The 13,848-nt window shown below is 60.1% G+C and carries 13 protein-coding genes and 1 pseudogene; 13 read left to right on the top strand and 1 reads right to left on the bottom strand.

Annotated elements, in window-relative coordinates; translation table 11 throughout:
• The first annotated feature begins 3 nt into the window (after window positions 1–3).
• From CKW24_RS18865 to CKW24_RS18925, 13 genes are all read left to right on the top strand, one after another.
• A complete protein-coding gene (locus CKW24_RS18865; RefSeq protein ID WP_095169675.1) occupies window positions 4–744 on the top strand; it encodes a hypothetical protein in 741 nt (246 codons plus the stop codon).
• A 7-nt stretch (window positions 745–751) separates the two neighbouring features.
• Window positions 752–1,216 carry a hypothetical protein gene (locus tag CKW24_RS18870; protein WP_095169676.1) on the top strand — a complete coding sequence of 155 codons (465 nt, stop codon included), beginning with the start codon at window positions 752–754 and terminating at the stop codon, window positions 1,214–1,216.
• 66 nt (window positions 1,217–1,282) lie between these two features.
• Window positions 1,283–1,597, top strand: coding sequence for a hypothetical protein (locus tag CKW24_RS18875; protein ID WP_095169677.1), 315 nt, complete (start codon window positions 1,283–1,285; stop codon window positions 1,595–1,597).
• 64 nt (window positions 1,598–1,661) lie between these two features.
• Window positions 1,662–2,828, top strand: coding sequence for a phage tail sheath family protein (locus CKW24_RS18880; RefSeq protein ID WP_095169678.1), 1,167 nt, complete (start codon window positions 1,662–1,664; stop codon window positions 2,826–2,828).
• 14 nt (window positions 2,829–2,842) lie between these two features.
• Window positions 2,843–3,352, top strand: a complete 510-nt coding sequence (locus CKW24_RS18885; protein WP_095169679.1) for a phage major tail tube protein — start codon at window positions 2,843–2,845, stop codon at window positions 3,350–3,352.
• Between the two features lie 45 nt (window positions 3,353–3,397).
• A complete protein-coding gene (locus CKW24_RS18890; protein WP_095169680.1) occupies window positions 3,398–3,694 on the top strand; it encodes a phage tail assembly protein in 297 nt (98 codons plus the stop codon).
• Between the two features lie 131 nt (window positions 3,695–3,825).
• Entirely contained in the window at window positions 3,826–7,944 is a 4,119-nt protein-coding gene (locus tag CKW24_RS18895; RefSeq protein WP_095169681.1) for a phage tail tape measure protein, read from the top strand.
• 9 nt (window positions 7,945–7,953) lie between these two features.
• Complete coding sequence (locus CKW24_RS18900) at window positions 7,954–8,799, top strand: phage tail protein (protein WP_095169682.1); 846 nt, start codon at window positions 7,954–7,956, stop codon at window positions 8,797–8,799.
• Entirely contained in the window at window positions 8,774–8,980 is a 207-nt protein-coding gene (locus CKW24_RS18905) for a tail protein X (protein WP_095169683.1), read from the top strand. The genes CKW24_RS18900 and CKW24_RS18905 overlap by 26 nt, the downstream gene beginning before the upstream one ends.
• Window positions 8,981–9,038: 58 nt before the next feature.
• The gene (locus CKW24_RS18910) at window positions 9,039–10,082 is read left to right on the top strand and encodes a phage late control D family protein (protein WP_095169684.1); all 1,044 of its coding nucleotides are present in this window, start codon (window positions 9,039–9,041) and stop codon (window positions 10,080–10,082) included.
• Window positions 10,083–10,119: 37 nt separating this feature from the next.
• On the top strand, window positions 10,120–10,668 hold the full coding sequence (locus CKW24_RS18915) for a glycoside hydrolase family 19 protein (RefSeq protein WP_095169685.1): 549 nt from the start codon (window positions 10,120–10,122) through the stop codon (window positions 10,666–10,668).
• On the top strand, window positions 10,665–11,186 hold the full coding sequence (locus CKW24_RS18920; RefSeq protein ID WP_095169686.1) for a lysis system i-spanin subunit Rz: 522 nt from the start codon (window positions 10,665–10,667) through the stop codon (window positions 11,184–11,186). Before CKW24_RS18915 ends, CKW24_RS18920 begins: the two co-directional genes overlap by 4 nt.
• Before the next feature lie 150 nt (window positions 11,187–11,336).
• Entirely contained in the window at window positions 11,337–12,131 is a 795-nt protein-coding gene (locus CKW24_RS18925) for a DNA adenine methylase (protein WP_095169687.1), read from the top strand.
• Between the two features lie 1,320 nt (window positions 12,132–13,451).
• On the opposite strand, the pseudogene CKW24_RS18930 reads toward CKW24_RS18925, so the two are convergent.
• A pseudogene (locus tag CKW24_RS18930) lies at window positions 13,452–13,847 on the bottom strand (SOS response-associated peptidase family protein); the annotation flags it as partial.
• Window position 13,848 lies beyond the last annotated feature (1 nt).

Here is a 13,848-nt window from a genome sequence, read left to right on the forward strand (position 1 = left end):
GTTATGAGTCTTGAATCCACTATCGCGGACCTGGTGACGAAAACCACCAACTTGCTGGATTACTTCAACAACAAGAAAGCGGGTATTGATTCGGCGGTGGCAGCCGCTATTGCGGCAGTGCCGGCCAACCTGAAAGTGTTTTATGTCAATCAACTGACTGGCGTTGATACCAACGTGGGTTCCACTTCGGCGCCGCTGAAAACCTTGGATAGGGCGCTTTATAACACCCCCGTTGGGGGTGTATGCCGCGTTTACTTGCAAGATGACTACACCATGTCGTCGAACATCAACGTGGACGGTCGTTTTTTAACAATCTTTAGTGATGTCACTGGCACACGTCGCAAGCTCATCCCGGTGTATTACCTGGCTGCCGAAGGGACTGCCAACTACCTTTCGGGCTTTCCCATTATGAATGGCGGCCAAATCATGATGCAGGACATTGTGATCCCAATTCCAAGCAGTGCGGGCCTGGCTATTGCTCCCACTGGCTTCACTTGTTCCATGTTCAAAACCACCTCTAATGGTGGTACGCCGATTGTGGCGGTGAAAATGACGCAATGCGAAGTGACGGCGCCGGCTGACTTCCCAGGTGCGCTGTTAGGTGTTCCTAACAGCGCTGTGGTCTTCGAAGTGCTCGCTGTCTCGTTCCCCGTAGGCTTCAACGGTCGCTATCTCTTTGGTGTATCGGCTGGCACTGCTTCTAATACGTTGCCCAACGTCCTGACTAACCTTTCGACTCTGTGAGAAGAAAATGCAAAAGCAAAATCTGAACTTCGACTATGACGGCCGCACGTTTGTCGGCTTCAACTTTGCCGACTTGCCCCTTTCTGCGGCTCAGCTAGTTGCTGCCCAGCAGATCGACCAAAGCGCAGACAAGGCTCGCAGCGCCGTGCTGGGGGACCCTTTGCGCGCGGTGGAGTACCGACTGACGGCAGAGGAAGCTGAGCGCTTCGCGGTTGCTGCTTACGACGGCCCTGTTCCGGCCACTGTTCAAGCCTGGATGGACGCGGCGGGGCTGGACGCCAAGGCGGCAACGGACAACATTCTGGCCGAAGCCCATGCCTGGAATGCAGCTATCTATGCCATTCGTGCCGCTCGCTTGAAGGGCAAGCAGCAGGTGCTCAAGGCGCAAACTCACGACGCGGCCGAGGCGCTGGCCGACGAAGCAATCAATGCCATCCGTGAAAGCGTCCAGGGCGTCGGCAACGTCGCTTAATTCCCTTCTCTTACACCGTCAACCCAAGGCCGCTATGCGGCTTTTTTTGTACCTGGAGGGCATGCAATGAACCGAACCCAACTTGAGCACGTCGTTGCGGCGCTGCTGATCATGGGCGCCCTGTGGGGCGTCCTGGCCCTGCTGGCGATTCCTGGCGGCCACTGGGCCGGCGCCGCTGCGGGCGTCTTCTTCTTCGTCGGCCGTGAATACACCCAGGGCGAGCGCAACCTGGCGCATGTCGAGTCGGTACACCTGGCCAATCTGCGCTGGTACGACGGTCTGCGCTTCTGGCGATGGACGCCGGACGGGCGCCTCGATCTGCTCTTTCCTCTGCTGGCGTGCCTAGTAGTGGCACTGCTGGTGCAGCTGTTGCTGCGCTGACTGATCCTTTTCTTTCCACCCCAGGGCCGCGCATGACGCGGCCCTGTGCTTTCTGGAGTTCCACATGGCTGGATTCTTTCACGGCGTTACCGTAACGAACATCGACACCGGCTCGCGCAACATCGCGTTGCCGTCCTCTTCGATCATTGGCTTGGTCGACACGTTCACCGAGGGCGTGAACGCCACGGCCAAGGCTGGCGATGTGGTACTGATCACCAACGAGCGCGAGGCTATTGCCGCATTCGGTCCTGAGTCGGCCATGACCAAGTCTTGCCAGGCGATCTATACCCGCTCCCGAGCGGTGATTGTCGCGTCGGGTGTAGCCAAGGCCGTCGACGCGGCCGCGCAGACTTCCTCGATCATTGGTGGCGTCCAGGCCAATGGCAAGCGTACCGGCCTGCAGGCGCTACTCGATGGCAAGAGCCGCTTCAATGCCCAGCCGCGGCTGATCATCGCGCCCAAGCACAGCGCTACCCAGGCGGTGGCCACGGCCATCGATGCGCTGGCCGGCAAGCTGCGTGCTATCGGCATCATCGACGGGCCGGGCACGACTGACGAAGCGGCCACCACCTACGCCAAGCTCTTTGGCTCCAAGCGTTTGTTTATGGTCGACCCCGGCGTGCAGGTGTGGGACACCGTGACCAGCAAGACAGTCGATGCGCCGGCTTCGGCCTGGGCGGCGGGTCTGTTCGCTTACACCGACAGCGAATACGGCTTTTGGGCGTCGCCGTCGAACAAGGAGTTTGTCGGCATCACCGGTACCACTCGCGCGGTCGAGTACCTGGACGGCGACGAGAGCTGCCGAGCCAACCTGCTGAACAACGCCAATATCGCGACCATTATTCGCGATGACGGCTTCCGCCTTTGGGGTAACCGCACCCTGTCGAGTGATGCCAAGTGGTCGTTTGTGACCCGCGTGCGCACCATGGATATCGTCATGGACGCCATCCTGTACGGGCATAAGTGGGCGGTCGACCGCGCGATTACTTCGACGTACATCCGCGACGTAACCGAAGGCCTGCAGGCCTTCATGCGCGACCTGAAATCGCAGGGCGCAATCATCAACTTTGAGGTCTACGCCGACCCCGTGCTCAACACGGCCAGCCAGCTGGAGCAGGGCAAGGTGTATTGGAACATTCGCTTTACCGACGTTCCGCCGGCTGAAAACCCGAATTTCCGTATCGAAGTCACCAACCAATGGCTGACCGAAGTCCTCGATCAAGTCGCATAAGGAGCGCATGACCTATGGCAATGATTCCCGAAACACTGGCAAACCTTAACTTGTTCGTCGACGGCCAGAATTTTCAAGGCGACGTGCCCAGCCTGACCCTGCCCAAGCTCACGCTTAAGACCGAGGAACACCGCGCCGGCGGCATGGACATGCCGATCGAGCTGGACATGGGCATGGAGAAAATGGAGTCCAATTTCACCACTACCGGCGTGCGCAAGGAGTCGTTGAAGTTCTTCGGTCTGGCCGACGGTAACGCCTTCAACGGCACGTTCCGAGGTTCTTACAAGATCCAAAAGGGCCAAACCAAAGCAGTTGTCGTCACCCTGCGCGGCACCCTGAAAGAAATCGACATGGGCGATTGGAAGGCCGGCGACAAGGCTGAACTCAAGCACGCCATTGCCGTGACCTATTACAAACTCGAAGTCGGCGGCGAAATGATCTACGAGATCGACCCGACAGGTATGAAGCGCGTGATTAACGGCGTCGACCAGTTGGCCGACCAGCGCCGCGACCTCGGCCTGTAACCCCTAATCCTTTCGCACACCTTTTCAGATCAAGGACACCCTGTCATGAGCAAGCCACTGCCGAAGTACATCAAGCTGGAAGCTGACCGCGTTACCGTAACCCTGACCAAGCCGGCCGAGCTGAACGGCGTCACTCAGGATCAAATCACCCTGCGCGCGCCGACCGTGCGCGATATCCGCAACTCTTCGAAGGTCGCCGACGGTGACGAGGAAGAGCGCGAGCTGAACCTGTTCGCCTCGCTGGCTGAGGTCGGGGTGAAAGATCTGGACGGCCTCGCTTACAAGGACTACACCCGCCTGCAGAACGGCTATTTTCGCCTGGTGCGAGACGACGAGCTTTAATCCAGCCACACAAAAAAGTGCGGCCAAGCGGCTGGCGGTCGAGCTGAACTTCTCGGCCGCTGAAATCTTGACCATGTCCTATGCGGATATGGTGTGGTGGCTCACGGATTGAGCCTGCATGGGGGTTACCGATGGCAAGCAGGCTAGCGTTATCGCTGGTGATTGGGGGCGCCGTCGCGTCCTCGGTCGGCGCCGCGTTCAAGACGGTAGAAAGCGGCATTCAGAAGCTGGAGGCCAAAGGCACTAAGGCCAAGGTGCTCAAAAGCACCATTGGCGAAACGATCAAGCTACGCGAGGAATGGAAGCGCGCGCACGACACCGGGGCCGCCTCGGCCGACGGCCTGCATCGCAAGCTTAATACCAACCTTGAGGCGCTGCGCAAACAAGGGGTCGAGGTTGGTCGCCTGGGTCGCGAGTACCAGCGCTTAGGTCGCGAGGCCAAGGCCACCGATCTGCAGCTAAAGGGACACCAGCAGCTGCAGGTCGGTAAGTCTTCGCTCAAGTCGAACATTGGCGCCGCCGTCGTCGGCGCCGGCATGACGGCGATTCCCACCAAGATCAGCGCGACCTATCAGGCGATCATTCGTGACATCGCGATCAAGGCGGACATTGTCAATAAACCGGGGGAAACCCAGCTAACCCGGACGGTGATCGATACTGCCCAAGACACGGGCATGTCGCGCAATGACGTGGCCGACCTGGTCAACCAGCTGGTTGGCGCCGGCATGGATCTTAACAAGGCGTTGTCCTACGCGCCGACGGCGGCCAAGTTCGCTATTGGTCAAGGGGCTTCGGGCGTAGACACGGCCAGCATGATCATGGCCCTGCAGCAAAACGCCAAGATCAACGACCCAAGGGTCATGCAGGAGGCTCTGGAGGCAATCGCCTACCAAGGCCAGGCGGGCAGCTTCGAAGCCAGCGACATGGCCAAGTGGTTCCCGCAACTGCTCGCGTCGATGGAGAAAAACGGGAGCACGGGCATGGATGCTGTCACGTCCCTGGGTGCCATGCTGCAAGTGCAGATGAAGACGGCCGGCAGTTCGGACGAGGCGGCCAACAACCTCAAGAACTGGATGGAAAAAATCGGTTCGAGTGAGGTGGTCGGCGCCTACAAAGACGCCGGGATTGACTATCAGGCCTCGCTCAATACTGGCATTCAGAAGGGCATGAGCACGCTGGAGTCGTCCATGGCCCTGGCGTTGAAATACGTCGAGGCAACCGACCCAGCCAAGGCTCAAAAGATCAAGGATGCTCAGGCCGGCATTGATAAGGAGGTCAACCCGGAGAAAGCTAAGGCAGCACTCGATGCTCTGGAAAAGACCCTGCGCACCGGCGACATCTTCGCCGACATGCAGGTCAAGGCCGCGCTCACGGCCTATGCGCAGAACCGGGGGCTGTACAACGAGCTCAAAGCCGACTCGCAGAAGGCGACCGGGATTCTCGACAAGAACCTGGCCGAACGGCGCGAAACTTCAGCGCAGCATTGGTCTGAACTTGGCCAGGCGGTGGACGACTCGATGCGTAGCATCGGCGATGCGATCCGCCCGGCGACAGATGCGGCGGCCAAGGGTTTGACCTGGGTAGCCCGGGGCATGACCTCGTTGTCGGATAACGCACAGCCGGTAGTGCTGGGCATTGCCGGCATCGCGGCAGCGGTGGGAGCCTTCCTGACGGTTTCCAGCGGGGTGAAAATCGGACGCGGGGTGTTCAACATCGCGCGCGGTCGTGGTTTGGAACGCTTCGGTGGCCGCGCCAGTCGTGGCGACGGTTCTCCGCTCGAAGTGCCCAAGACCGGCAACAAGGTGCTTGATACTGGTATTGGTGTGCTGGGCAAGGTGTTTGGTGCCTCCGCCGGTCCAGCGTCGGCCAATGAGTCGGAGGCGGGCGGCAGCGACCTACAGCGCGTTTTCGTGGTTAATGCCGAAGCCTTCGGCGGGATTGGCGGGAGCATGGCCAATAGAGGCCCGACGAAGCCTGTAAGGGGCAGTCGCAGAAGTCGCCAGCGTGCGCGTCGGCGCGCGGGTGCGATGGGTGCCACCGTTCGTCCAACGCCGGTCGAGGTGCTCAAAGCGCCCGTAGCCAAGCGAAGAGTCTTTTCTTCGGCCTCATCGGCAATGGTCGGTAATGATGACCTAGGTAAGGTGGCGCGCTCGATTCGCGGCGTATCTCGTCTTGCCAAGCGCCTACCTGGCGGCAATATCGTAGATGCCGGCGCAACCGCGCTCGACGTTGCAATTAACGCCAATACCCAAGATGAAAAGGCCGAGGGGTACGGTGCCGCTGGTGGCAGTCTGGCGGGTACGCTCGCAGGGGCTGCGGCCGGGGCCGCCATTGGTTCGGTCGTGCCGGTGATCGGTACGGCAGTTGGTGGTGCCGTTGGCGCCGTCCTGGGTGGACTGGGGGGTGAATCGCTCGGCGGCTGGCTGGGTAAGAAGCTATTCGGGGAAGATCAACCCGAAGGGGAGGGCAAGACCGAGGCGGAAACTACCCCGGTGACCAGTGCGTTACGCGTAACGCTGGCCCCTACTCAGGATGCAAAGCCGGCGATTGGTGACACCTTGCGTGTCTCGGTCGCAGCGCCTGTAGCTGAGGTGGTCAAGCCGACCGTCCTGCCGGCGCCGCGTGAGCCGATGGCCAAGGCGCCGTTGATGCTGCCTGCAGCGACCGACAACCGAGCACTTCTGCCGGTTGCCTATCCGGTGCCGACATCGCCGCCGGTTCCTGCCCCGGGCGATGCCGTGCGTGACCTGGCCAAGGCCACCGCGCCGGCGCCTGCAGTTGAGGTGGTCGAGCCGACTTTCCTGTCGGCGCCGCGTGAGCCGGTGGCCAAGGCGCCATTGGTGCTTCCAGCAGCGATCGACAACCGGGCACCTCAGCGGGTTGCAGATCCGGTGCCGGCAACGCCGCCGGCTCCTGCCCTGGGCGATGCCATGCGTGACCTAGCCAAGGCCACCACGCCGGCGCCTGCAGCGGAGGCGGTCAAGGCGCCGTTGGTGCTGCCTGCAGCGATCGACAACCGGGAGCGTTTACCGGTTGCCGATCCGGTGCCGACAGCGCCGCCGGTTCCTGCCCTGGGCGATGCCGTGCGCGACCTGGCCAGGGCCAGCACTCCGGCGCCTGCAGTGGAAGTGGTCAAGTCGACCATCCTGCCGGCGCCGCGTGAGCCGCTGGCCAAGGCGCCGTTGGTGCTGCCTGCAGCGATCGACAACCGTGCAACTCAGCCGGTTGCCGATCCGGTGCCGGCAGCGCCGCCGGTACCTGCCCTGGGTGATGCCGTGCGCGACCGGGCCAGGGCCAGCACGCCGGCGTCTGCGGCGGAGGTGGTCAAGTCGACCATCCTGCCGGCACCGCGTGAGCCGCTGGCCAAGGCGCCGTTGGTGCTGCCTGCAGCGACCGACAACCATGCATTTTTGCCGGTTGCCGAGCCAATGCTGGTAGCGCCGCCGGTTCCTGCCCTGGGCGATGCCGTGCGTGACCTGGCCAAGGCCAGCACGCCGGCGCCTGCAGCGGAGGTGGTCAAGCCGACCGTCCTGCCGGCGCTGCGTGAGCCGATGGCTAAGGCGCCGTTGGTACTGCCTGCAGCGACCGACAACCGGGCATTTCTGCCGGTTGCAGATCCGGTGCCGGCCGCGCCGGCAGTCCCCGCCCTGGGCGATGCCGTGCGTGATCTGGCAAAGGCCAGTACGCCGGCACCTGCAGGGGAGGTGGTCAAGCTGACCATTCTGCCGGCGCCGCGCGAGCCGCTGGCCAAGGCGCCGTTCGTGCTGCCTGCAGCGATCGACAACCGGGAGCGTTTGCCGGTTGCCAATCCGGTGCCGGCGCCGCCGCCAGTCCCTGCCCTGGGCGATGCCGTGCGTGACCTGGCCAGGGCCAGCACGCCGGCGCCTGAAGGGGAGGTGGTCAAGCCGATCATCCTGCCAGCGCCGCGTGCGCCGATGACCAGCCCGGCACCTGGCGTCCTAGGCGACGTGGTGCGTGACATGGCCAAGGCCGTGCCGTCGGTGCCGCAATTTCCTGAGATGGCCAAGCCGGTCAAGGCAGCCGAGCCGCCGAAGGCGTCGGCGCCGAAGGTAGAGCAGTCTTTTACCTTCGCGCCGAATATTCCGATCGTCGTGCATGGCGATGTGAAGGACCCCGAGCAGTTGGTGCGCGAACTGGAGCCGCCGCTGCGCCGGCTGTGGGAAGCGTTCCAACGCGATGTGTCTGCGCGCATGTCCTCAAGTCAACTGTTCGATCAACCACACATCTAAGGGGGGCCAATGGCCTATATGGAGCAGCTGCAATCGGCCCTCACGGGGCTGGTTGCGGCCGGGGAGGTTGGGCGTAAGGATCTAGACGGGATGCTAGGACCGCTCAACGGCGCGATTGGCAGCATCACGGGCGCGGCTTCGGAGCTGGAAAACATACCGTTTGTGCCGCCGGAGGTCGGTGCAAAGCTGGGGCGGATGGTGCGCAGTATCAGTGTGGCGCAGTCCCGCGTGGGGCAAGTGGCGTCAACCTATGGTCGGGGCGTGGCGGCCGCTGGCCAGGTGCAGGAAAGGCTGGGCACGTTTAAACAGATGGCTAGCAAGGTCACGTCAGAGGCCGGCCGAGTGGCGGGAATGATCAGCCCTTCGCTATCCAACATCCTGCCATCGGGTGGCCTGGTGGCCTCGGCGACGCCGTCGGCCGAGGCGGTAGCGCCTTATCCGCATCTGCTGATCATTCAGCCGCATCACCCCAATGCCCAGCCGTATTACTTCAACCTGGACACGGCTGCCTTTGACGAGCTGCGCCGGCAAGCGTCGTTTCGCTGGGCTGGCCAGGAGCGGTTGCGCCGTAGCGTGGCGCAACAAGCCGTTGGCCTGGGTGAAGAAAAGATCACCCTTAAGGGGGCGATCTTTCCCGGGCACAAGGGTGGGATCAAACAGTTAAACATCCTGCGCAGCATCGGCCGCAACCTGCAGCCGTTGAATCTGGTCACGGGTTACGGCGAGGTCCTGGGCAATTGGTGCTTGGTCAATATCGAGGAAGAGCAGAGCCATTTGCTGGCGGGCGGCATTCCGCGCAAGCAAGGCTTTTCACTGGAGTTTGTGAGCTATGGCAACGATCTGCAGAACGTCTGACGGGGATCTGCTGGACGTGATCTGTCAGCACCATTACGGGCACCTCAACGGCACCGTCGAGGCCGTGCTCGATGCCAACCCGGATCTGGCCAGGGAGGCGCAGCCGTACCGCGCCGGCCTGCTGATCCGTTTGCCGGAGCTGTCGGCGCCGGCGGTCGAGCTGCTGCAGCTGTTCGGCTAATCGCGTTACGCGTAACGAAGCCCCGCCGAGTGCGGGGTTTCTCGTTTCTGGAGCAGGCATGAAACCTACCTATCGAATCATGGCCGACGGCACGGACATTACCGCGCTGATCAATGACCGCCTGTTGATGTTGCGGATATCGGATAAACCCGGGATGGAGTCGGACGAGTTCGAATTGCGCATTGATGACCGCGACCAAGCCGTTGCACTGCCCGCGCGCGGTGGGCGGATCGAGGTCTTGCTGGGTTATGAAGGGCAAGCGCTCACGCGCATGGGGGCTTATACGGTCGATGAGGTGCAGTTGACCGGGCCGCCCGACACATTGGTGATACGAGGCAAGGCCAGCGACATGCGCGGCAGCGGCAAGACCATTCGCAGCGGAAGCTGGGAGAACGTGCCGCTATCGCAAATCGTCGGTGATATCGCCAAGCGCAATGGCTGGGAGTCGGTGTGCCCTGTCACCGCCAAGGTCGAGCGGATCGATCAGCGCAACGAGTCGGATTACAACTTTGTCACGCGCCTGGCCAGGCAGTACGACAGCACCGCGAAGGTGGCCGATGGCAAGTTGTTGGTTATGCCTCGGCAGGCTGGGCAGAGCGTTACCGGCAAAGCGCTTGGGGTGGTCACCATCACAAAAACGGATGTAGCCCGCTATGAGTTCCGGCTGGGCGATCGCAGCACGCAAAAGGCTGTGAAGACCCAGCACCAGGACCAGAAAACCGGCGAACTGCAGGTGGTCGAGCTGGCCAACGGCGATTCGCCCGGCGGTTTGCCCCCAGTCCACACCGACCGCCATATCTACCCCAACAAGACCGCCGCCGAGCAGGCCGCCAAGGCCCGGTTGGCTGCGTTTAATCGCAGCACTGCAGCTGTTCGCCTGGAAATGGCAGGCCGTACCGATCTATTTGCCGAGCGCTTGATCAGTGCCCAGGGTTTCAAGCCTGGGCTTGATGGCGAGTACCTGGTGGACGGCGTTGAACAGGTGTTCACACAGTCCGGATGGAGCACCACGGTGGAATGCAACGGCGGTAAGAAGGGTAAGGCGAAGGCCGCCGGCAAGAAGAAGAAAGAAGAAAAGCCGCTCAGGGTCGAGCAGCTGTAACCCCCACGGCCGCGCACGGTCATCACTGGAGTAAACAATGGCTATCACCGTTCAACAACTGCAGAAAATCCTCCCGAACGCCGGCCCTAACGCCGGCGTTTTTGCACCTGTGCTCAATGCGGCCATGGTTAAGTTCGGCATCGTCACGCTAGCGCGGCAGGCGGCGTTTATCGCGCAAGTCGGCCACGAGTCCGGACAGTTCCGTTACGTACGTGAGCTGGGCAACAACGCCTACCTGGCCAAGTACGACACTGGCTCGCTGGCTGCGCGCCTGGGCAACACCCTCGAGGCCGACGGCGACGGCCAGAAATATCGCGGCCGGGGTCTGATCCAGATCACAGGCCACGACAACTACCAGCGCTGTGGCGAGGCCCTGGGCCTGGATCTGCTGAGCCAGCCCGAGTTGCTTGAGTTGCCGCAACACGCGGCCACCTCAGCGGCCTGGTTCTGGAAGCAAGCGGGTTTAAACCCCCTGGCAGATCGCGGCGAGTTCAACGCCATCACTCGCAAGATCAATGGTGGCCTCAATGGCCTGGCCGACCGCCTGGCGCTGTGGGCAAAGGCGCGCGAGGCCCTGGGCGTATGACCACCATCAATTGGCGCTTGGCAGCGCTGGTGTTGCTGCTGGGCTTGGCTGTTGGTGGTCGAGTGGCTTGGCTTTGGCAGGCGAACAGCTATGGCAAGGCGATGGCCGACAAGGCCGGTGACTATCAGAGCGAGCGCGAGGCCGCCGCCAGTGCGGCGATTGAGTGGCAGGCGGCTGAACAATCCAGGCGTCGAGCTCTGGAGGATCGCCTACGGGCAGATGACGAAACCCACTACAAGGAATTACGCGATGCCCAACAGACTCAGGGTCGCTTGCGTGACCGTCTCGCTACTGCTGATCTCCGGTTGTCAGTCCTACTCGACACCAGCGCCGAGGGTAGTGGCTGTGGGGTGTCAACCGCCGCCGGTGGCTCCGGCGTGGTTCATGGAGGCGCGCGAGCCCAACTTGACCCGGCGCATGCTCAACGAATTATCGGCATCACCGATGCCGGCGACCAAGGATTGATCGCTCTGGCAGCCTGTCAGGCCTATGTCAAAGCCGTGACAGCAACAAAGTGAAAAAGAGCGACCGGGAAGGATGCGTCAACATCCACCCCGGTCGCCGTCCCTGCAGATGGTCCCTGCAAGTCCAGCCGAGGCTCTTGCTCCGTGCACAAAGCGCGGCGAGCCTAGCACCTGTTTATATATACAGTAAAGGTCTTGCTAATTATGTCTACTCCTATCGTTCCTTGGATGGGCGGCAAACGCCGCCTGGCCGATCGCCTCATTCCTCTCTTCCCACCCCACGAATGCTATGTCGAAGTCTTTGCCGGTGGTGCTGCGCTCTACTTTATGAAGCCTATGCCATCGCCGGTCGAAGTCCTCAACGACATCAACGGCGACTTGGTCACGCTTTATCGGGTCGTGCAGAACCACCTCGAAGAGTTCGTGCGCCAGTTCAAATGGGCGCTTAGCTCGCGCCAGGTGTTCGAGTGGCAGAAGATGACCCGCCCTGAAACCCTCACCGACATCCAACGCGCCGCGCGATTCTTCTACCTGCAGCACCATGCATTCGCTGGCAAGGTGACCGGGCAAACGTTCGGTACCGCCACCACTGGCCCGGCCATCAACCTGCTGCGGATAGAGGAAAACCTTTCTGCGGCCTGGCAGCGCTTGTCCGGTACCTACGTCGAAAACCTATCCTGGCTTGATTGTGCTGAACGCTACGACCGTCCCCATACCTTCCACTACATGGACCCGCCGTACTGGCAGACCGCGGGCTATGGGGTGGATTTTCCATTCGAGAACTACGAGCACATGGCTGACTTTATGCGCCGCTGCAAGGGTAAGGTGATGGTCAGCATCAACGACCATGCGGATATCCGCCGAGTATTCGAGGACTTTCACTTCGAAACCTTGGACATCCGTTACACCACATCTAACCAGCGACAGGGCAAAGCGGAGGTTAGTGGCGAGCTGGTGATCATGAATTGGGAGCCAGCAGGCCTCGGGGGACTGTTTTAACTACCAAGGTGTGAATCCTGGACAGCCTGCTCCCCAGAGTTGCAACAGCTCGGTGAGTTTGATAAGGAGCTCAACTATTGATGTCAAAAGAAGAACTATATTCATTTTTCAATCTCGCAAAGAAATATGCCGTGCCGAGTTGCGCGGTGTTCGTGGGTGTGGAGTGGTGCTGTGTTTAAGTTAGGGGTTTCATGGAATGCGCGTCAAGCTTTTAGTTGAGGTTTTAGTGAAAGACAATGCATTTTGTGTTTGTGTTGGGAGGGCTGGCGTCGCTACAACTATTGTTGTTGGCGGGGTGCTGTCTAAAACTTCATATGAAACAATAGGTTGGCGGTTCTGGTTATGAGTCGATACTTGGCTGGTGCCGGCGGGGCTCGAATGGTTATTATCGTTACGCGTAACGCTTCAAAAAATGCGTAGGTAAACCTGCATAATTATTATCGTTACGCGTAACGCTTCAAAAAATGCGCAGGTAAACCTGCATAGTTATTATCGTTACGCATAACGCTTTGCAAAATGCGCAGGTAAATCGACATGGTTATTATCGTTGCGCGTAACGCTTTGGAAAACGCGCAGGTAAACCGACATAGTTATTATCGTTGCGCGTAACGCTTTGGAAAGCGTGCAGGTAAACCGACATAGTTATTATCGTTACGCGTAACGCTTCGGAACGTGCGCAGGTAAACCGACATGGCAATTATCGTTACGCGTAACGCTTCGGAAAATGCGCAGGTAAACCGACATGGTTATTATCGTTGCGCGTAATGCTTCGGAAAATGCGCAGGTATACCGACATGGTTATTATCGTTACGCGTAACGCTGCGGAAAATGCGCAGGTAAACCGACATGGCAATTATCGTTACGCGTAACGCTTCGGAAAATGCGCAGGTAAACCGACATGGTTATTATCGTTGCGCGTAACGCTTTGGAAAATGCGCAGGTATACCGACATGGTTATTATCGTTACGCGTAACGCTGCGGAAAATGCGCAGGTAAACCGACATAGTTATTATCGTTGCGCGTAACGCTTCGAAAAATGCGCAGGTAAACCGACATGGCAATTATCGTTACGCGTAACGCTTCGGAAAATGCGCAGGTAAACCGACATGGTTATTATCGTTGCGCGTAACGCTTTGGAAAATGCGCAGGTATACCGATATGGTTATGATCGTTGCGCGTAACGCTGCGGAAAATGCGCAGGTAAACCGACATGGTTATTATCGTTGCGCGTAACGCTTCGGAAAATGCGCAGGTAAACCGATATGGTTATTGTCGTTACGAGTAACGCTTCTGGCACGTGTGGGTATAGCTGGATAGCACCTAATATTGAACGGGACGTATGAGATTCACGCCCTGGTTTCGGACGTTTCCGATTGCACGGTCAATCTTGAACCATTCAAAAAAATCTGTGGGTTCGCCTTGAAGCCGTACCATCTGCTCGGCACGTTCGTTTGGAGTTTCCGCGTCTAACCATTCCCGAGCCATTTCCGGCGAGAGCGTCACCGGGCGCCTATCGTGGATGTCTGCCATACCCCCCGCGCTATCGGCGGTAATGATCACGAACCCAACTCGCTCGCCCGGTGGGTGCTCGGCATTGGGATACTGACCAATTGAGGCGCAAAGAATCGGCGACCTGTCCTTCCGACGGATGAGATACGGCTGCTTTTTTGGGCCGCCTTCGTCAACCCATTCGAACCAGTTATTGATTGCAACGATC

It is taken from the genome of Pseudomonas sp. Irchel 3H3 (assembly GCF_900187635.1).
Taxonomy (GTDB): domain Bacteria; phylum Pseudomonadota; class Gammaproteobacteria; order Pseudomonadales; family Pseudomonadaceae; genus Aquipseudomonas.